Annotated in this window: 19 protein-coding genes; 7 read left to right on the top strand and 12 right to left on the bottom strand. The window is 61.0% G+C overall.

All coding sequences use genetic code 11. The features are described 5' to 3' along the window. The first annotated feature begins 26 nt into the window (after positions 1–26). A complete protein-coding gene (locus A7J50_RS05265; protein WP_064450843.1) occupies positions 27–1,538 on the top strand; it encodes an MFS transporter in 1,512 nt (503 codons plus the stop codon). A gap of 59 nt (positions 1,539–1,597) precedes the next feature. Here the strand turns inward: A7J50_RS05265 and A7J50_RS05260 are convergent, their stop codons facing one another. Continuing rightward, positions 1,598–2,008 carry an HPF/RaiA family ribosome-associated protein gene (locus A7J50_RS05260; RefSeq protein WP_064450842.1) on the bottom strand — a complete coding sequence of 137 codons (411 nt, stop codon included), beginning with the start codon at positions 2,006–2,008 and terminating at the stop codon, positions 1,598–1,600. Positions 2,009–2,221: 213 nt separating this feature from the next. Continuing rightward, entirely contained in the window at positions 2,222–3,169 is a 948-nt protein-coding gene (locus tag A7J50_RS05255; RefSeq protein WP_053254551.1) for a LysR substrate-binding domain-containing protein, read from the bottom strand. Positions 3,170–3,306: 137 nt separating this feature from the next. On the opposite strand from A7J50_RS05255, the gene A7J50_RS05250 reads away from it, so the two are divergent. From A7J50_RS05250 to A7J50_RS05240, 3 genes are all read left to right on the top strand, one after another. Further along, entirely contained in the window at positions 3,307–4,683 is a 1,377-nt protein-coding gene (locus tag A7J50_RS05250) for an L-serine ammonia-lyase (RefSeq protein ID WP_064450841.1), read from the top strand. A gap of 62 nt (positions 4,684–4,745) precedes the next feature. Further along, positions 4,746–6,032, top strand: coding sequence for a serine/threonine transporter (locus A7J50_RS05245; protein WP_064450840.1), 1,287 nt, complete (start codon positions 4,746–4,748; stop codon positions 6,030–6,032). 299 nt (positions 6,033–6,331) lie between these two features. After that, positions 6,332–6,649, top strand: a complete 318-nt coding sequence (locus tag A7J50_RS05240) for a DUF3509 domain-containing protein (protein WP_064450839.1) — start codon at positions 6,332–6,334, stop codon at positions 6,647–6,649. On the opposite strand, the gene A7J50_RS05235 is transcribed toward A7J50_RS05240, so the two are convergent. The 4 genes from A7J50_RS05235 to A7J50_RS05225 all read right to left on the bottom strand — a co-directional run bounded on the left by A7J50_RS05235 (position 6,646) and on the right by A7J50_RS05225 (position 8,163). Beyond that, the gene (locus A7J50_RS05235; RefSeq protein WP_064450838.1) at positions 6,646–7,134 is read right to left on the bottom strand and encodes a phosphate-starvation-inducible protein PsiE; all 489 of its coding nucleotides are present in this window, start codon (positions 7,132–7,134) and stop codon (positions 6,646–6,648) included. The two genes, A7J50_RS05240 and A7J50_RS05235, sit on opposite strands and share 4 nt — an antisense overlap. Before the next feature lie 165 nt (positions 7,135–7,299). Continuing rightward, entirely contained in the window at positions 7,300–7,572 is a 273-nt protein-coding gene (locus tag A7J50_RS30400) for a type II toxin-antitoxin system RelE/ParE family toxin (protein WP_082895828.1), read from the bottom strand. Beyond that, positions 7,562–7,750, bottom strand: coding sequence for a hypothetical protein (locus A7J50_RS05230; protein ID WP_064450837.1), 189 nt, complete (start codon positions 7,748–7,750; stop codon positions 7,562–7,564). Before A7J50_RS05230 ends, A7J50_RS30400 begins: the two co-directional genes overlap by 11 nt. Positions 7,751–7,902: 152 nt before the next feature. Continuing rightward, entirely contained in the window at positions 7,903–8,163 is a 261-nt protein-coding gene (locus A7J50_RS05225; RefSeq protein WP_064450836.1) for a DUF6124 family protein, read from the bottom strand. A gap of 273 nt (positions 8,164–8,436) precedes the next feature. Here A7J50_RS05225 and A7J50_RS05220 point away from each other — a divergent pair, with 273 nt between their 5' ends. After that, positions 8,437–8,697, top strand: coding sequence for a YebG family protein (locus tag A7J50_RS05220; RefSeq protein ID WP_016974596.1), 261 nt, complete (start codon positions 8,437–8,439; stop codon positions 8,695–8,697). A gap of 55 nt (positions 8,698–8,752) precedes the next feature. On the opposite strand, the gene A7J50_RS05215 is transcribed toward A7J50_RS05220, so the two are convergent. Continuing rightward, complete coding sequence (locus A7J50_RS05215; protein ID WP_064450835.1) at positions 8,753–9,772, bottom strand: Glu/Leu/Phe/Val dehydrogenase family protein; 1,020 nt, start codon at positions 9,770–9,772, stop codon at positions 8,753–8,755. Positions 9,773–9,959: 187 nt separating this feature from the next. On the opposite strand from A7J50_RS05215, the gene A7J50_RS05210 reads away from it, so the two are divergent. After that, entirely contained in the window at positions 9,960–10,763 is an 804-nt protein-coding gene (locus A7J50_RS05210) for a SirB1 family protein (RefSeq protein ID WP_064450834.1), read from the top strand. Between the two features lie 54 nt (positions 10,764–10,817). Here A7J50_RS05210 and A7J50_RS05205 read toward each other — a convergent pair whose 3' ends face one another. The 4 genes from A7J50_RS05205 to hmgA all read right to left on the bottom strand — a co-directional run bounded on the left by A7J50_RS05205 (position 10,818) and on the right by hmgA (position 15,552). Then, a complete protein-coding gene (locus A7J50_RS05205) occupies positions 10,818–12,188 on the bottom strand; it encodes an MFS transporter (protein WP_064450833.1) in 1,371 nt (456 codons plus the stop codon). A gap of 133 nt (positions 12,189–12,321) precedes the next feature. Beyond that, a complete protein-coding gene (gene maiA, locus A7J50_RS05200) occupies positions 12,322–12,966 on the bottom strand; it encodes a maleylacetoacetate isomerase (protein ID WP_064450832.1) in 645 nt (214 codons plus the stop codon). Between the two features lie 12 nt (positions 12,967–12,978). Then, positions 12,979–14,265, bottom strand: a complete 1,287-nt coding sequence (gene fahA / locus A7J50_RS05195; RefSeq protein ID WP_064450831.1) for a fumarylacetoacetase — start codon at positions 14,263–14,265, stop codon at positions 12,979–12,981. A gap of 3 nt (positions 14,266–14,268) precedes the next feature. Beyond that, entirely contained in the window at positions 14,269–15,552 is a 1,284-nt protein-coding gene (gene hmgA / locus A7J50_RS05190; protein ID WP_064450830.1) for a homogentisate 1,2-dioxygenase, read from the bottom strand. A gap of 120 nt (positions 15,553–15,672) precedes the next feature. On the opposite strand from hmgA, the gene A7J50_RS05185 reads away from it, so the two are divergent. Beyond that, positions 15,673–16,452: an IclR family transcriptional regulator gene (locus A7J50_RS05185; protein WP_064450829.1), complete on the top strand. Its 780-nt coding sequence runs from the start codon at positions 15,673–15,675 to the stop codon at positions 16,450–16,452. A 1-nt stretch (position 16,453) separates the two neighbouring features. On the opposite strand, the gene dacB is transcribed toward A7J50_RS05185, so the two are convergent. Further along, positions 16,454–17,911, bottom strand: coding sequence for a D-alanyl-D-alanine carboxypeptidase/D-alanyl-D-alanine-endopeptidase (gene dacB, locus A7J50_RS05180; protein ID WP_064450828.1), 1,458 nt, complete (start codon positions 17,909–17,911; stop codon positions 16,454–16,456). Positions 17,912–18,031: the final 120 nt, after the last annotated feature.

Below are 18,031 nucleotides of genomic sequence, written 5' to 3'. Positions count from 1 at the left end.
TCTCACCCAATCGAAAGGAACCACCCATGCCGCCCGCCGCCGCTGTATCGGTCGTCAGCGCCCCGCGCACTGCCAGAGATGGCGTTGCCCTTACCGCCGTCTGCCTCGTAGCCCTGATGTTCGGCCTGGAAATCTCCAGCGTGCCGGTCATCCTGCCAACCCTGGAACAGCAGTTGGGCACGGGCTTTCAGGACGCGCAATGGATCATGAATGCCTACACCCTGGCCTGCACCAGCGTCTTGATGGCAGCGGGCACACTGGCCGATCGCTTTGGGCGTCGGCGCATGCTGGTGCTGTGCTTGTGGCTGTTTGGGCTGGCCTCGCTGGCGTGTGGGTTGGCGAACGACGCGTCCACGCTGATCGCTGCACGTTTTGTCCAGGGCGTGGGCGCCGGTGCCATGATGATCTGTCAGTTCGCAATTCTTTCGCACCGGTTTCGTGAACCCGCGGCACGGGCGCGCGCTTTCGCAATATGGGGCGTGATCGCGGGCGTGGGCCTGGGCTTCGGACCGATGGTGGGCGCGTTGATTTTGGCGGTAGCAGACTGGCGCTGGGTGTTCCTCGTGCATGCGCCGCTCACCCTGTTGACCTTGGTGTTGCTGCGCATCAGCGTCGAGGAATCCCGCGACCCAGCCGGCCATCGCCTCGACATTGCCGGCATGCTGACCCTGACGCTGTCGGTATTTGCGCTGGTGTACTTCATCACCCAGGGCAGCGAGAACGGCTTCGGCGCACCGGCCATGCTTGGTTGGGCAGGCTTGTCGCTGGCCGGGCTGCTGCTATTTATCCTGATTGAAAGGCGCAGCGCCCAGCCGATGTTCGATTTCTCGGTGTTCCGCATCCAGCGCTTCAACGGCGCGCTGATGGGCTCGATCGGCATGAATTTCAGCTTCTGGCCATTCATGATCTACCTGCCGCTCTACTTCCAGGCCGGCCTGGGCTACGACACGATGACCACCGGCGGCGCCCTGCTCGCCTACACCCTGCCCACGTTGCTGGTGCCACCGTTGGCCGAACGCCTGGCACTGAGCTATGGCGCAGAACGCATCATTCCCTTGGGACTGGGCTTGATGGGCGCAGGATTTATCACCATGGCAGCGGCCAATGGTGCCGAGCATCCGAGCATTGCCTGGGTGCTTTTCAGCTGCGCGATGGCCGGCGTGGGCTTGGCACTGACCAATTCGCCCACCACCAACACCACCACCGGCTCGGTGTCAGCCGACCGCGCGGGCATGGCCTCGGGCATCGACCTCAGTGCACGGCTGATAACCCTGGCCCTCAATATCGCGCTGATGGGGCTGGTGCTGTTGCTGGGAATCAGCCATCACCTCGCGAGCCTGCTCCCCGAAACCACGTCCATGAATTGGCCAGAAATCAGCCAGCATATTGCGGCGGGCAAGCTGGACGTGTTGGCGCTGGCCCCCACCGATGCCCAGGCCGCGCTGCGCCACGGCGTCGGTTGGGCGATGCTCTTTGCGGGCCTGGGCGCTTGCGGGTTGGCGGTGTTGAGCGGGTATTTTTTCCGACGCGCCAAATAAACGAAAACGGGCCTGCAAATGCAGGCCCGTTTTAGTAGGGATGAAAGAACCGTCAGCTATCAGCTGTTAAACACCGCACGTTCTTTTTCCAGAAACTCCTGTTCAAGCTCATCTTCATTGACTTTGGTGGTCGGCTGGCTTTTCCCGGCAGCGCGTGGCTTGCCTTGCAGTTTGCCGAACAGATGTTCCAGCGCATGCTCCAGCTTGACGGCTGCACCGTCGATCGCCTGTTCCAGGGTATCGGCTTTATGCAATACCGACAGCGGTTGATGGCCCTTTGGCCGTGCTTCCAGACGGCAACTTAAATCGTGGGGACCAGGCTTGTCGCCATTTTCGTCCTTCAGGTAGACCTCTACACGGGTCAGGTGCTCTTCATAATGTTCGAGCGTGCTCTCAATGGTAGTACGTACCCACTCCTCCAGTCGGATGCTGCTTTCAATATGGTTATCGCTATTGACTTGGATTTGCATAGTTCTTCCCTTATTTCAGCTAGCTCGCGAGAGGTCACAAACTGCAACACCGGGGTGGTGAAACCATGACCTCTTGATTACACAATTGAGCACTCAGAAGAACATTTCAAGTCCTTTGCAAAGATAAATCCCACATTACAAATTAAGTCTGACTACGAGCAAAAACGCTGTTAGGGTGGGGAGTTAGTTACATCTTCTTACGCCCAGCGAACCTTACAATTGCCCCTCCCCCAACGGGTGCAATCCGCGAAAAATTCCCGCTTCTTCCACCAGCCAGTCATGCACCGCACGTACGCCCGGATGGCTCAGCGCGCCCGGCGCGTAAAGCAGCACGTAGCGTTTATGGTTGGGCACGGCCAGCCCAAACGGCACGATCAAGGTGCCGCGCTCCAGTTCATCATTGAGCAACGTGCGCCGCGCGATGGCCACGCCCATGCCGGCGATGGCAGCCTCGATGGTCAGGTGATTGCGGTTGAAGGTGTGCCCGCGCCGCACATCGGCTTGGTGATAGCCAATGGCGTTCAGGTAAAACTCCCACTCGGCGTATTCATAACTCCCACGCCAGGCAGTAATGTCATGCAACAGCGGGAAATGCACCAGGTCAGCCGGGCCATGCAAGGGCGGGCGGCCGCGCAGCAGGCTGGGGGCGCACACCGGGAAAATTTGTTCATCGAGCAGGGCTGTGGATAACAGGCCGGGGTAGCTGCCGTCGTTCAAGTCGATGGCCAGGTCGAAGTCACCCTCGTGCAGCGCGATGCTGCTGTCTTCGGCGACCATGCGCAGCTGGATATCCGGAAAACGTTGCTGCAGGCGTGGCAAGCGCGGGGTCAGCCACTTGCCGAGAAACGAGGGGATAGAACGCAACCGCAAGGTGCCGCTGATCATCCCCGCGTCCAACCGCTGCAATTCGGCATCGATGCTGCCGTAGGCCTCCCCCACCGTCGCCGCCAACCGCTGCCCTTCGGCACTCAGTTCCACCCCGCGCGCACGTCGATGAAACAGGCGAAAGCCCAAACGCTCCTCCAACTGGCGGATTTGCTGGCTCACCGCCCCCGGTGTGATGTGCAGTTCTTCGGCGCAGCGGGTGAACGACAGATGCCGCGCAGCACAGGAAAAAACGTGCAGCCAGACATACGTCTGACCATGAAGGGGGCGGGCCATAGAGTTTAGTCCTGCTAAAGGGTGTCTTAGGATAATTCGTTGGTCAGTGCCGATCCAGAGGCTCAGTATCGCGCCAATTCCGCTCGTCCTACAAAACATGGCAGCGATTTCTACTCCATTGCTTGTAAGGCTTTAGCATGGCTATCAGTGTTTTCGATCTATTCAAGGTGGGCATCGGCCCTTCCAGCTCGCATACCGTCGGCCCGATGCGGGCGGCGGCGACCTTTGCCCAAGCCCTCACCGACCAACATTTGCTGAACGACATACGCCGTGTCGAAGTACGTCTGTACGGCTCGTTGTCCGCCACCGGCGTCGGCCATGCCACCGACCGCGCCTGCGTGATGGGCCTGATGGGCGAATGGCCGGACAAGGTCGATCCCACCTCGATCAACGCGCGTATCCAGCGATTGCGCGAGTCCGGCCGTTTATTACTCGCGGGCAAGCAGGACATTGCCTTCAACTGGTACACAGACCTGCTCCTGCTGGACGAAAGCCTGCCCTATCACCCCAACGCCATGTCCCTGCACGCCTACGGCGACAGCGGCCTGCTCAGCGAACAAACCTATTACTCGGTAGGTGGTGGTTTCATCATCGAAGCGGCTGAAGCTGCCTCAGGCATTGCGCCTGCCAGCGATGTGGAATTGCCCTACGACTTTTCCAGCGCCGTCGAACTGCTGGCCCTGTGCAACACGCACGGCCTGCGGGTTTCGGAATTGATGATGGCCAACGAACGCGCATGGCGCAGCGATGAAGACATCCGCAGCGGGCTGCTGCATATCTGGTCAGTGATGCGCGAATGCGTAGAGCAAGGCCTGCGCCATGAAGGCATCTTGCCAGGTGGCCTTGATGTGCCACGCCGTGCGGCGAAATTGCACCGCAGCCTGTTGGAAATCGGCAAACCCAATGTCATCACCTCGACCTTGTCGGCCATGGAATGGGTCAACCTGTTCGCCCTCGCCGTCAACGAAGAAAATGCTGCCGGCGGGCGTATGGTCACTGCGCCAACCAACGGCGCGGCAGGCATCATTCCAGCGGTGCTGCATTACTACATGAAGTTCAACGCGGACGCGTCCGACGATGATGTGGTCAATTTCTTCCTCGCTGCAGCGGCCGTCGGCATCCTGTGCAAAAAGAACGCCTCGATCTCCGGCGCCGAAGTCGGTTGCCAGGGCGAGGTGGGTTCCGCCTGCGCCATGGCCGCCGCCGGCCTGGCTGACATCCTCGGCGCCACCCCGGAACAACTGGAAAACGCCGCCGAAATCGGCCTGGAACACAACCTCGGCCTGACCTGCGACCCGGTCGGTGGCCTGGTGCAAGTGCCGTGCATCGAGCGCAACGCCATCGCTGCCGTCAAAGCCATCAATGCCACACAAATGGCCCTGCGCGGTGACGGCAAACACTTCATTTCCCTCGACCGGGTAATCCGCACCATGCGCGATACCGGCGCCGATATGCATGACAAATACAAAGAAACTTCACGGGGCGGCCTGGCGGTCAGCTGGGTGGAGTGCTGATCGGAGCACTTTTACCCGCCCCATACGTGAGCCCGCGCAAAAATAATAACGAGGCAATACCGATGACCGATGTACGTACACCTGCTGCCGAAAATCCTGCTTCAGAGACCACCGTAACAACTGGCTGGACCAAACACGACACCACCTGGATGCTGGGCCTCTACGGCACCGCCATCGGCGCAGGCACCTTGTTCCTGCCAATCAATGCTGGCGTCGGCGGCTTCTGGCCGCTGATCGTGCTGGCGTTGCTGGCCTTTCCGATGACCTTCTTTGCTCATCGTGGGCTGACGCGTTTTGTATTGTCAGGCAAATCCGGCGACATCACCGACGTGGTCGAAGAACACTTCGGCGTCGGTGCCGGCAAGCTGATCACCCTGCTCTACTTCTTCGCCATCTTCCCGATCCTGCTGGTGTACAGCGTGGCGCTGACCAACACGCTGAGCAGCTTCATGGAACACCAACTGCACATGGCCACGCCGCCGCGGGCGATCCTGTCGCTGGTGTTGATCCTCGGTCTGATGGCCATCGTGCGCTGCGGCCAGGGTGTGATCGTCAAGGCCATGAGTGTGCTGGTGTACCCGTTCGTCGCCGCCCTGCTATTGCTGGCCGTGAGCCTGATCCCCAACTGGAACGGCGCATTTTTCGCCTCGGCCAGCGAAGGCATGCCGTTACCGCTGTTCTTCAAGACCCTGTGGCTGGCGATCCCGGTGATGGTGTTTTCCTTCAACCACTCACCGATCATTTCAGCGTTCGCGGTTGACCAGAAGCGCGTGTATGGCGCCCAGGCCGAGCGCAAAAGCAGCGGCATCCTCGCCACTGCCCACGGCATGATGGTGCTGACGGTGATGTTCTTCTGCTTCAGTTGCGTGCTGGCCCTGTCGCCAGCTGACTTGGCCGCCGCCAAGGCGCAGAACATTTCGATCCTGTCGTACCTGGCCAACCACTTCCAGACCCCGGTGATCGCCTACGCCGCGCCGTTGATCGCGCTGGTGGCCATTACCAAATCCTTCCTCGGCCACTACATCGGCGCCAGCGAAGGCTTCCAGGGGCTGATCGTCAAATCCCTGCGCGGGCGTAACCGCTCGATGTCGTCCAAAGGGCTGGAACGCTGCACCGCACTGTTCATGGTGCTGACCTGCTGGGCCGTGGCCACTTTCAACCCAAGCATCCTGGGCATGATCGAAACCCTGGGCGGGCCGATCATCGCGTGCCTGCTGTTCCTGATGCCGATGTACGCGATTCGCCGCGTGCCGTCTCTGCGCCAGTACTCGGGCCAACTGTCGAATGTGTTTGTGGTGGTGATCGGGCTGATTGCGCTGTCTGCGATCGTTTTCTCGGTATTGCCCTGAAATAGCCCACCGCCCTCAAGAACAACACAAAACAAATGCGGGAGTGGGCTTGCTCCCGATGGCGGTCCTTCAGCCGAGCATTTATTGACTGATACACCGCTATCGGGAGCAAGCCCCCTCCCACATTGGACTATCACTGGGTGATGGATTGCTTTACGGCACGGCCCTTGCTGTACAGCTCATGAGGCAAACGGACTTTGTGAAACCTCAGCGACGGAGTGGCCGATGGTCAGGCAACGCGAACTAATCCTGACACCGGTCGTCAATGACTGCATGTTCCTATCAGGCGGTAACGCACCATGGACAATCCTTTTCAGATCATCACCGACACCTTCACCCCCAACTACCGCGTCAACCTGAGCATCCAACGGCTGGATGGCAGCATCATGCTCACCCTCTCGAATGAGGACGGCGTGGTGGCCAAACGCATGATCAGCGCCGAACAACGCAACGACCCGCAGCGGCTCAAACGGCTGGTGCAAAGTATTCAATTCGGCATCGCCATCGAGCAGGGCCACAGCGCCATGGAAATACTCACGGTGATGACGGACGGCGACAGCCACAAACTCCTGCAGCCACCGCCCGCCCGCACCCTGCCCTTCAGCGTTGGACTTTAAAGCTCGCCCTTCTCGGTTTCCAGGCTCGCTTCGCCCTTGCGGCGCGGGCCTTCAACCTTCACCGACGGGAACGCCGACGAGGCGTAGCGCACCACCAGAATCGAGAACGCCAACAGCAGAATGCCGCCACACAGGTAGATGATGCCGATGTCAGGCGGATTGTGGTGCGACACGTTGGAAATCAGCAGGCGCGTCAGCGCAGTGATCGCCACGTAGATCAGGAAGCGCACCGGCATGTGGTTGGTCTTGAAGTAAATCCCGACCATCGCGCCCAGTTCCAGGTAGATGAACAGCAGCAAGATGTCATCAATCTTGATGTGCCCGGTCTCCAGCATCCCCAGAAACTCCATCACCGCTGCCCAGGCGGTCACCGCACCAATGGCGAACAGCGCCAGGTAATGGAACGTCTCGACGAACAGATTGCCCAGCGACTCGGCCAGCCCATGGACTTGCCGGCGCAGCTTTTCGGCCCAGTTGATTTTCACGATGATGCTTCCTTAGGTCGGCTCGACCGGATAATGCGGGTTGGACGTGACGGTTGTTTTGCATGCAGAAAAAAGGCCAGAGGCACGTATAAGATGATGGCGGGGTGACATGAGACACTTACGAAGATGAGCAGAGTAGATACTTTACTCATCCGAGAAGCGGATCTATGAAGGATATCGCTGGCGTGCGTGTAAAACCGAGAGAACCCGAATGCTGTCGGTCACCTGATAGACGACCAGATAATTCGGATGCACCACCATTTCTCGCGTGCCGACGACACGTCCAGGGCGGTAAAGGTGGGGTCTACGAGATAGCGCCAGCACACAGGCTTCTATTGCCTGGTTCAGCTCAAGCGCTGCCACTGGATTGCGGTCGCTGATGTAATCAGTAATTTGCCGGAGTTGTGCCCGCGCTGCAGGGGCCCACTCAACCAGCATCGCCTTTCTTGCGTTTGGATTCGATTAGCTCACGCATCTCGGCCATCACCTCATCATGAGGAATACCTGGGCTTGGGTCATCGAGAGCAGCTTGCACTTTGGCGCGAAACCAGCGGTCGTAGCTGTCGGCCTGCGCTTCGGTATCTGTTGGGATGCCTGAGGAAAAGGAAGTGTCCATAAATGCCTCCGTTGTCGATGAAGAGGAAGTCTAGTCGTTGACGTTTTTACTGTCGTGTTCGAAGCGATGAAGTGAGTAACAGAAAAAATCCAAGATTACGCAACGACTTTTTGGATCGTTCCCACTCACTCGGGAACGACCGGGTCTAAATCTCAGGCCGGTGCGACGTGCTCCAGGGCTCGGTCGACCAATAAGCCGCCCATTTCCACCAGTTGGTGAATCGCCAAGACCAGGCTTCGCTGCGGGCCTTCAAGGTCGAATGCCAGCGTATTGGCCAATTCACGGGCGCTGCTTAGGGTTTCGCTGGCGTTTGCCAGAAGGGTTTCTGTGTCCACTGTAGGAGTGACGCCAAATAGCGTGACGGGCGGCTCGGAATTCAAAGCATCGGCGGTACGGTGAGTATTGTTTTCCATGGTGCGGCTCCGGTACTAATCAAGAAAGTTCTCCTTTTCATGTTCGAGCCGCCAAGCTCGGCCCCGCGATGCAAGGCCCGGAGAAGGTAAGCCACCGTAGGATTACTCGGCAACCTCAGCGTGTTGTCAGAAACTTCCGTTGTAGCAAACCCCTATTTCCCGGCTACATTAAAAAACTGCTACCCAAACCCCAGGGTTTGGCTTACTCTTTTAGCTGTATATAAATACAGTAGTCGAAAAAGACAACTATCGTGAAGGCATGTGAGGTGGTAAATGGCCGTCGAAGTGGTATACCGCAGCAGCCGAGATCTGGAGCGTTTGTTCATGGATAAAGCCGAAGCTGACCGTCATGACAAAATGCTTGAACTCGCTGAGTTGCTGGCAGAAGTGTTGCAAAAAGCCGTGCCGTCCCTGAGCGAGCAGCAGGTGGAAGAAGCCGGGATCTACATGGCGAAGAACCGCGATGTATTTGCCAAGGCGTTCAAGAGCCAACCGGACGCTTTGTCCGAGTTGCTGAACCCAACGGCGGAATAAAGCCCGAATTGAACAGGCCCTGAATCAATGATTCAGGGCCTTTTTAATGCCTGGACTATTTGTACAGCAGGCGCTCGGCCAGCTCATCCGCCACCCGTGCGGGGGAGCGTTTTTCGGCCTGGGCGTGGGCGAAGATTTCGGTGAGGCGCGTACCGATGTTGGACAGGTGCGCGGTGATGTCCGCCAGCTCGGCGCCGGCGTGTTTGAGGGCGACGTAGATCAGGCCGCCTGAGTTGATCACGTAATCCGGGGCGTAGAGGATGCCGCGCCCTTCCAACTGGTCGGCGATGTCCAGGGTGGTCAGTTGCGCGCTGGCAGAACCGGCTACGGCGGCGCAACGCAGTTGGCCGACGCTGTGCCGATTGAACACCGCACCGAGGCCACAAGGCGCGAGAATGTCGCAAGGCGTGCTGAGCAAGGCGTCGTTGGCGATAGGGTGTGCGCCGAGTTGCTCCATGGCGAGCTGTACCTTGCCGTGGTCGATGTCGCTTACCAGCAATTCAGCGCCCGCGGCATGCAGTTGTTCGGCGAGGGCGTAACCCACATTGCCCAAGCCCTGCACCGCAACGCGCAAGCCTTCGAGGTTGTCACTGCCCAGGCGGGCCATGGCGGCGGCACGGATGCCGGTGAACACGCCCATGGCAGCATGGGGCGCGGGGTCGCCGGCGGCGGTGGTGCTGGTGACGAAGCGCGTGTGCTGGGCGATGCAGTCCATGTCGGCCACTGAAGTGCCGCTGTCGATCGAGGTAACGAAGCGGCCATCGAGTTTTTCAATGCAACGGCCAAACGCTTCAAACAAGGCGGCGCGACTTTCCACGTGCACGGGACGGATGATCACCGCCGTCCCGCCGCCCACCTGCAGGCCGGCCAGGGCGGCTTTGTAGCTCATGCCTTGGGCCAGGCGCGCGGCATCGGCCACGGCACTTTCATCGTCGGGGTAAGCGAGATAACGGCAACCGCCCAAGGCAGGCCCCAAGCGGCTGTTATGAATGGCGATGACCGCCTTCAGCCCGGTGACCGCGTCGACGCTCAGGTGCAGCGACTCAAGGCGGGTGCTGTGCATAAGCGCAAACATCGTCGAGCTCCCGAATCACTTCTGGTAGAGGCCCAAGTATAGGCTTGCGGTAGAAAACTGCCGAAGTGCGCTGGAATAAGCCGCCGGATTTCGTGGGGTCTGCGACATAAGCACGTCGGTTATTGCTTAAGTCACTGGACGAAAATTCACAGCAAGGCTAAAACGGGGGCATCCGCCGGAGAACGCAATGAATCCCCGCAAAGCCTTTTTCGCCTGCCTGGACCGTTCACCCCCTGCGCTGTTTGAAGCTGCGCTGTGGATTGCTGCCGAACACGACCCCGCCGTGCAGCCCTTGCTGATCCTGCAAGAGCTCATTGTGCTGCAGCAACAGGTCAGCGTTGGCATGCCCATGTTGCCGGCGGATGAACTCGGCCAGCCGCTGCTGCGGCGCATGAATGACTTGGGGTTCGCCCAGGATGACTTCACCCCGCTGCGCCCGGCGGCGGCCTTGCTCGACAAGGTATTGCAACGCAAACGCGGGCAACCCCTGGCCATGGGCCTGATCGCGCTTGAGTTGGCGCGGCGCCTGGATATCCCCATGGTGGGCGTGAACTTCCCGGGCCATTTCCTGCTGCGGGTACCCGGCGCCGATCACCTGCTGGACCCCTGCGGCGGGCGACGCCTGTACCCCAATGACTGCCGAGAATTGCTGCATCGCCAGTACGGGCCGAATATCAAGTTACACGCCGACCACCTGCTGACCGCCGACCCGCGCTCGATCCTGCAACGGTTGTCACGCAACCTGCGCCAACTGCACCTCTCCAACGACAACCCGCTGGCCGCGCTGGTCGACGCCGAACGCGTGCTGGAACTGGGCAACGCCAGCGCCGCCGACTACCTGGCGCGGGCCAGTTTGTACCAGCGCCTGGATTGCCCGAGCGCCGAACGTTTTGACCTCGAGCACGCCTTGTTGCTCAGCGAGGACCCGATCCAGCGCCTGCGCCTGACGGAGCGGCTGGGGCACCTGCCGCCCAACTCAGTGGTGCACTGAAATACGTGCTGTGTGGCGAGCCGGCTCGCCACATAAACCGCGTCAACCGGTCAATCAGTGATTGGCCGGCGCCTTGAGAATATCGCTATACAGCGGGCTCTTCGGCGCAGTCGGTACAGGCGAGCGCACCTGGATGATCAACAGCGCCGCAATCACCGCCGGAATCGCACAGAAGAAGAAAATCTGCTCCACCGGAATATGCATCGCCAGCAACATGCTGCCAAAGAGCGGCCCCAGGATTGACCCGAATCGCCCCACGCCCAACGCCCAGCCAGTGCCGGTGGCGCGCACATGCGCCGGGTAGAAGTTACTGGCGAAGGCATTGAGGGTCAGTTGCCCACCGATGATGCAAAATCCGGCGGCGAATACACAGGCCACCAGATAGCGCGGATTATCGTGGTTCAGGCCCAGCAAAATGGTGCATACCGCCGCCGCCGCCAACACGCCGGACAGCAGCCGTACCTTGCTTTTCAGGCGGTCGGCGAACCAGGCCATGCCGATGGCGCCCAACGTGCCGGCGAACAGGAACATCGAGGTCACCAGGTTGGCTTCGTTCAGCGCCAGGCCACTTTCCAGCAACAACGACGGCAGCCAACTGATCATGAAATACAGCAGGATCAGGCTGACGAAAAAGGTCGCCCAGATCAACACGGTCGGGCGCGCGTAACCATTTCGGAACAGCTCGACCACCGTGAGTTTGCTGCCCCGCTCCTGAAGGTTTTCGGCTTCGCTCGCCAACGGCGGTTGCCAGTCGGGCAGCATGCGACCAGTGACTTTGCGCAAGCGCGCATACGGCGGCGCATCCCGCAGCAGGCGCGGCAGGGATTCCGGCAACAGCCAGATCAGAAAAGGAAACAGCAGCAACGGCGTCACGCCGCCGGCGAGGAATACCGCCTGCCAACCGAAGCCATCGATAAACCCTGCGGCCACGAAACCACCCGCCGCGCCGCCGAATGAGAAACCGCACGCGGCCAGGGTCACCATCAAGGTGCGCATCCGGGGCGGCGAATAGTCCGACATCAACGCCATGGCACTCGGCATTGCGCCGCCCATGCCAATACCGCAGATAAACCGTGCGGCCATCAGCGTGGTCAGCGAATTGGCAAACACCATCAACACCGTGAGGCTGGCGTAGATCAGTACGCAGCCGAGCAGGATGCGCCGCACGCCAAAGCGGTCAGCCAGTGGCGTGACCAGCAACGAGCCCAGCGTCAGGCCCAGCAGGTTGGCACTGAATACCGGACCGAATGCCGCTTTTTCCAGGCCCCAATCCTTCGCCAATGCCGGAACCACATAGCCCAGCACCTGCGCGTCGTAGCCATCGGTTACCAGCAGCAACGCCAGCAACAGGAGAATCAACCACTGATAGCGCGACACCGGACGGGCGTCGAGTGCCGCGCGAAAGCTGGCAATCTGATTGTGCATCGCAAGGTACCTGTTATTTTTATGAGGATGTCGCCGATCAAAATGTGGGAGCGGGCTTGCTCGCGAAAGCGATGTGTCAGCGACAAATGTTTCGACTGATCCGACGCATTCGCGAGCAAGCTCCTACATTGATTCAGGGTGCTTCTGGGGTATCCGGTTGATTAGCCGGATGCGCCTGCACAAACGCCGGATGCTGCGCCGCCAACGCCGCCACGCGCCCAATGCGCGGGTACGCCGCCAACGGCACCTTGAAGCGTTCGGCCGCATACAGCTGCGGAATCAGAAACGCATCCGCCATCCCCGGCTGCTCGCCAAAGCAAAAGCCTTTATCGCCAATCAATTGCTCGACTGCACCCAGGCCCTGGCTGATCCAGTGCCCGATCCACTCCAGCAATTGCGCCTCGTCATGCCCCCACTGGCGCAGCAGGTTCTGGGTGCTGGAGTTGTGCAACGGGTGAATATCGCAGCCGATGATCGACGCCACCGCGCGCTCATGGGCACGGGTTGCGAGGTCTTTGGAAAGCAGCGGCGCCTGTGGATAACGTTCGTCCAGGTACTCGATGATCGCTGGCGACTGAATCAACAACTCGCCCTCGTCGGTACGCAGCGCCGGCACCCGGCCTTGCGGGTTGATCGCCAGGTACGCCGGTTGGCGATTGGCCCCGCCGGGCGGCACCAGCAGGTTGACCGGCACGGCGCTGAAGTCCAACCCCTTGAGCGCCAGGGCGATACGCACCCGGTACGCCGACGTAGAACGGTAGTAGGTATAGAGTTCCATCGCCCTGCCCTCTTAGCGCGCCGCGACCACAGTGCCACGGCACTCGCCGAAGCCGATGGAGGCAAACCCTTCGCGGCTGCACCGGGCGCGCAGGATGATTTCGTCGCCGTCTTCGAGGAACTTGCGCACCTCGCCGGAGGCCAGTTCAATCGGCTTTTTGCCGCCTTCGGTGATTTCCAGCAGACTGCCGAATTGCCCCGGTTGCGGGCCGGACAAGGTGCCCGAACCGAACAGGTCACCGGCCTGCAACTGGCAGCCGTTGACGCTGTGGTGTGCAACCATTTGTGCCACGGTCCAGTACATGTGCTGGGTGTTACTCAACGTCAGGCGATGGGCCGGCAGGTTTTGCTCGCGCATCGAGGCGGTGGTCAGCAGCACTTCCAGTTCGATGTCAAAGCCGCCCGCGGCCTGGTCACGCGTGTCCAGCAGGTACGGCAGCGGTTGCGGATCGCCTTCGGGGCGTGCCGGTTGGGCTTTGCGGAACGGCGCCAGCGCTTCGGCCGTCACCACCCACGGCGAGATGCTGGTGATAAAGCTTTTGGACAGGAACGGGCCCAGTGGCTGGTATTCCCAAGCCTGGATATCCCGCGCCGACCAGTCGTTGAGCAGGCAGAAACCGGCGATATGCTCGGCGGCGTCACCAATCGCAATCGAGTCGCCCATGGCATTGCCCTGGCCGATCCAGATGCCCAGCTCCAATTCGTAATCCAGGCGTGCGCAGGGGCCGAAGGTTGGCTCGGTCTGGCCGGCGGGCAGCGTCTGGCCTTTGGGCCGGCGTACATCCGTGCCCGACGGGCGAATGGTCGAGGCGCGGCCGTGATAACCGATTGGCACGTACTTGTAGTTCGGCAGCAATGGGTTGTCGGGACGGAACAGTTTGCCGACGTTTTGCGCGTGTTCAATGCCGACATAGAAGTCGGTGTAATCGCTGATTTTCGCCGGCAGGTGCATCTGGCAATCGGCGGCGCGGTGCAGCACCTGCGCTTCACGGGTTTGCAGCTTGCTGCCTTCGGCGAGCAGCTCCAGCAGCCGCTCGCGCAAGGCCACGCGCGGGCCACGGCCCAGCTCGAAAAAGGCGTTCAACTGGCCACCTACCGTCGCTTCAACTGCGCGACGGGCTTCACCGTCAAATTCGTCCAGCGCGGCATGCAGGTCGAGGATCGCGTCGCCAATTGCCACGCCGCTGCGCGGTGCCGAGCCGTTGATGCTGAACACGCCCAACGGCAGGTTCTGCAACGGGAAATCACGGTGACCGTTGGCGGAGTCCACCCAGCTGCGGGTTAGCGTTGGTTGAGTCATGGGTTATCTCCGGTTCGGGTTGAAGGTGGCGGGCAGCGAGGCCCAGCACGCGTCGTAAGTGTTTTGCAGTTGCGGGCATTCCAGGGCGAACTGTGTGGGGCGCAGCACTTGGCTGGTCTCGAACATGAAGGCCATGGTGTTATCAATCTTGTGCGGCGCCAGTTCCACATTGATGGCCTTGGTGCACGTCTCGCCGTCCGGACCATGGGCACTCATGCAACTGTGCAGCGACGCACCACCGGGCAGGAAGCCTTCGGCCTTGGCGTCGTAGGCGCCCTGGATCAGGCCCATGTATTCGTTCATCAGGTTGCGGTGGAACCACGGCGGCCGGAAGGTGTTCTCGGCCACCATCCAGCGCGGCGGGAAAATCACGAAGTCGAGGTTGGCCAGGCCATGTACGCTGGTGGGCGAGGTCAACACGGTGAAGATCGACGGGTCCGGGTGATCGAAACTGACGGTGCCAATGGTATTGAAGCGGCGCAGGTCGTATTTGTACGGCACGTTATTGCCGTGCCAGGCGACCACGTTCAGGGGCGAATGGTCCAGCTCACAGGCCCACAACTCGCCGAGGAACTTCTGTACCAGCGTGGTCGGTTTTTTGAGGTCTTCGTAGTGCGCGACCGGCGTCAGGAAATCACGCGGGTTGGCCAGGCCGTTGCTGCCGATAGGCCCCAGGTCCGGCAGGCGCAGCGGCGCGCCGTGGTTTTCGGCGACGTAGCCGCGCGCTTGGGCGTCCAGCAGTTCGACACGGAATTTAAGGCCGCGCGGAAGCACGACGATTTCCAGCGGCTCGAGGTCCAGCACGCCCAACTCGGTGGCGATGCGCAGCCGGCCCTGCTCGGGGACGATCAACAGTTCGCCGTCGGCGTTGAAGAACACTCGTTCCATGGAACGGTTGGCGCGGTAGTTATAGATGCTGATGCCAGAGGGGTTTGCAGACCCTGAGTTGGCCGCCATGCCTACGAGCCCGTCGATAAAGTCCGTCGGCTCGCCGGGCATATCCAACGGGTTCCAACGCAGGCGATTCGGCGTCACGGCGCCCAACGGCCCACCAGCCAGCTGCCGTTCGAGCTTCACGAAAGCCGGGTGATTGGCCGATGGCTGTATGCGGTACAGCCACGTGCGCCGGGCTTCGCTGCGCACCATGGTGAAGGCGGTACCGGAAAACAGTTCGGTGTACAGGCCATAGGGCGCTTTTTGCGGGGAATTCTGGCCGACGGGCAGCGCGCCGGGCAGGGCTTCGCTAGCGAATTCATTGCCGAAGCCCGACAGGTATTCGAGGTTCATGGATCATCCTCAGTACGGAAGTTGTTTTTATCGTAATCCAGTTACGCATAACGTAATTTGATCACTATCGACCGTCAAGCTATAAAGACGCCCATTCATCTCTCGGATTCTCGCTCCCCCATGGAAAAGCCCCGCGACACCGGTAAACAGAAAGTCCGCTCGGCCGAAGTGGGCACCGATATCCTCAAGGCCCTCGCCGAACTGTCCCCGGCCACCTCGCTGTCGCGCCTGGCCGAACACGTGCAGATGCCGGCGAGCAAGGTCCATCGCTATTTGCAGGCACTGATCGCCTCGGGGTTTGCCGAACAGAACACCGCCACCAACCACTATGGCCTGGGCCGTGAAGCCTTGCGCGTGGGCCTGGCGGCGCTGGGCAGCATGGATGTGTTGAAAGTCGGCGCCCTGCCCCTGGCGGAGCTGCGCGATGAACTGAATGAGACCTGCTTTTTGGCGGTGTGGGGCAACCAGGGCGCGACCGTGGTGCACATCGAGCCGGCGGTGCGCGCTATCACGGTGGTGACGCAGTTGGGTTCGGTCTTGCCGCTGCTCAGCTCGTCCACCGGGTTGGTGTTCAGCGCTTATTTACCCTCGCGGGAGACCGTCGAATTGCGCGAGCGTGAGATCCAGGCCGGTATCGCCCATGCCCTGGCGGATGATCAGGCCTACGCCAGCGCGTGTGAACAGATCCGCAGCCGTGGCCTGCACTTTGTGCATGGCTTGCTGATGCCCGGCGTCGATGCATTGTCGGCGCCGGTGTTCAACGCAATCGGGCACGTGGCGGCGGTGATGACCGTGGTCGGCCCCACCTCGCTGTTCCACGCCGATGAAGATGGCCCGGCGGCGCAGCGCTTGCTGGCCGCGACCCGGGCCGTGAGTTGGCGGATGGGCTATCAGCCCTGAATCAATCGTCCCAACGTGACAGGGCCACCGCCACGCGGTTCTCCAGGCCCTTCACCTGCGCGCCGGCCACCACGTAGTTATTGGTCAGCATCGAGAACACCAACTGGCGCCCGTGAGCATCGGTGATGTAACCGCTCAACGACGACACGCCGCCCATGGAGCCGGTCTTGGCGTGCAGGTTGTTTTCAGCCGCTGTGCCGCGCAAGCGATAACTCAGGCTGCCACCGCTCATGCGGTCGGTGTTGCCGGCAATCGGCAGCGCGTTGTACCAGGCGCTGAACCACGGCTGTTTGCTCGCAGCCAGCAGCAGGTCGGTGAGATTTTGCGACGACACCAGGTTACGCCGTGACAGGCCGGAACCGTCGACCTGGCTCAGCGTTGCCGTGTCCAGCCCCTGGCGCTTGAGAAACCCGGCCACCGCCACCACACCCGCCGCCGCCGTGCCGCTATTAGCCGTCTTGCGGCCCATGGCCTTGAGCAGGGCTTCGGACATGTTGTTGTTCGAGAGTTTGAGCAGCGGCGTGATCAGTTCCTGCAACGGCGCCGACTGGTGCTCGGCCAGCACCGTCGCCGTGGCCGGGCTGGCGCCGCCCATCACTCGACGTCCCAGCACCGTAATGCCCTGCTGCGCCAACGCCTGTTCAAACAGATTGGCCACCAGTTGCGTCGGCTCCCACACACTGACCAATTGTTCGCTTTGCCGCCCCGGTGCTACGGCGCCACTGAGCTGCAGCAGATTGGTGCCATGGCGGCGGTTGATGCCATAGGTGTTGCCTGGCCCGCTGACGGCGCGGTTGCTCAATTGCAGGTAGTCGGTCGGCGGGAAGATATCGACATTCACCGGCTGGCCCACACGCGCTGGCGCTTTGGCCGTGACCAGTACGCTGCCCGCATCAAAATCTGCGTTAGGTGACACGGTCAGCGCCGAAATCTGCGCGCCGTAGTAGGTGGTTTCGTCATCGTGGGACCAATCGACACCCAGCCGCTCGGCGTCAAACCAGGTGTCGTCGAACACCAGGTCGCCCTGCACCTGGCGCACGCCCTGGCTGGCCAATTGCGCCGCAAGAGCCTGGTAGTCGGCGAACTGAATGGTCGGGTCGCCCAGGCCACGCAGGTACAAGTTGCCGGTCAGGCGATCGCCCTGGCGTATGCCATTGCTCAGCAGTTGCGTCGCGAAGCGGTATTGCGGCCCCAGCACGTCCATGGCAGCAGCGGTGGTCAACAGCTTGAGGTTGGAGGCCGGCACCAGCCGTGTGCGTGGGTTGTGCTCGTAGAGCGTGGTGCCGCTGCGGGCGTCACGCACCATCAGCGAAACCGTGGCGCCGTGCAGCGCCGGGTCGGCCAGCAGTTGATTCAGGGTCGCCGGGGTGGACGTCGGCGAGACACTCGCACAGCCGCCCAGCAAAATACTCAAGCCGACCAGCATCGCGCTGGTGTGTATCCATCTGCCCAACTGCATCAGTACCGTTTTCCCGCAAAGTCTTCAGTGGCGGCAACGCTACCAGCTCCTTAACTTTGTGGCGAGCGGGCTTGCCTCGCGTTGGGGCGCAAAGCGGCCCCTTGTAAGACCTCCACGGTT

The organism is Pseudomonas antarctica (genome assembly GCF_001647715.1).
Lineage (GTDB): Bacteria > Pseudomonadota > Gammaproteobacteria > Pseudomonadales > Pseudomonadaceae > Aquipseudomonas > Aquipseudomonas antarctica_A.
Note: the sequence above shows the minus strand (reverse complement) of the source record. Positions and strands in the feature narration are given on the sequence as shown.

What these genes read in the sequence shown, in the direction of transcription:
- A7J50_RS05250 (WP_064450841.1), top strand. Translation starts at nt 3,307, where the DNA reads ATGGCTATCAGTGTTTTCGATCTATTCAAGGTGGGCATCGGCCCTTCC.
- A7J50_RS05230 (WP_064450837.1), bottom strand. Translation starts at nt 7,750, where the DNA reads ATGGACACTTCCTTTTCCTCAGGCATCCCAACAGATACCGAAGCGCAG.
- A7J50_RS05220 (WP_016974596.1), top strand. Translation starts at nt 8,437, where the DNA reads ATGGCCGTCGAAGTGGTATACCGCAGCAGCCGAGATCTGGAGCGTTTG.
- dacB (WP_064450828.1), bottom strand. Translation starts at nt 17,911, where the DNA reads ATGCAGTTGGGCAGATGGATACACACCAGCGCGATGCTGGTCGGCTTG.
- A7J50_RS05265 (WP_064450843.1), top strand. Translation starts at nt 27, where the DNA reads ATGCCGCCCGCCGCCGCTGTATCGGTCGTCAGCGCCCCGCGCACTGCC.
- A7J50_RS05255 (WP_053254551.1), bottom strand. Translation starts at nt 3,169, where the DNA reads ATGGCCCGCCCCCTTCATGGTCAGACGTATGTCTGGCTGCACGTTTTT.
- A7J50_RS05225 (WP_064450836.1), bottom strand. Translation starts at nt 8,163, where the DNA reads ATGGAAAACAATACTCACCGTACCGCCGATGCTTTGAATTCCGAGCCG.
- A7J50_RS05205 (WP_064450833.1), bottom strand. Translation starts at nt 12,188, where the DNA reads ATGCACAATCAGATTGCCAGCTTTCGCGCGGCACTCGACGCCCGTCCG.
- A7J50_RS30400 (WP_082895828.1), bottom strand. Translation starts at nt 7,572, where the DNA reads ATGCTGGTTGAGTGGGCCCCTGCAGCGCGGGCACAACTCCGGCAAATT.
- A7J50_RS05260 (WP_064450842.1), bottom strand. Translation starts at nt 2,008, where the DNA reads ATGCAAATCCAAGTCAATAGCGATAACCATATTGAAAGCAGCATCCGA.
- A7J50_RS05185 (WP_064450829.1), top strand. Translation starts at nt 15,673, where the DNA reads ATGGAAAAGCCCCGCGACACCGGTAAACAGAAAGTCCGCTCGGCCGAA.
- A7J50_RS05245 (WP_064450840.1), top strand. Translation starts at nt 4,746, where the DNA reads ATGACCGATGTACGTACACCTGCTGCCGAAAATCCTGCTTCAGAGACC.
- maiA (WP_064450832.1), bottom strand. Translation starts at nt 12,966, where the DNA reads ATGGAACTCTATACCTACTACCGTTCTACGTCGGCGTACCGGGTGCGT.
- A7J50_RS05240 (WP_064450839.1), top strand. Translation starts at nt 6,332, where the DNA reads ATGGACAATCCTTTTCAGATCATCACCGACACCTTCACCCCCAACTAC.
- A7J50_RS05210 (WP_064450834.1), top strand. Translation starts at nt 9,960, where the DNA reads ATGAATCCCCGCAAAGCCTTTTTCGCCTGCCTGGACCGTTCACCCCCT.
- fahA (WP_064450831.1), bottom strand. Translation starts at nt 14,265, where the DNA reads ATGACTCAACCAACGCTAACCCGCAGCTGGGTGGACTCCGCCAACGGT.
- hmgA (WP_064450830.1), bottom strand. Translation starts at nt 15,552, where the DNA reads ATGAACCTCGAATACCTGTCGGGCTTCGGCAATGAATTCGCTAGCGAA.
- A7J50_RS05215 (WP_064450835.1), bottom strand. Translation starts at nt 9,772, where the DNA reads ATGTTTGCGCTTATGCACAGCACCCGCCTTGAGTCGCTGCACCTGAGC.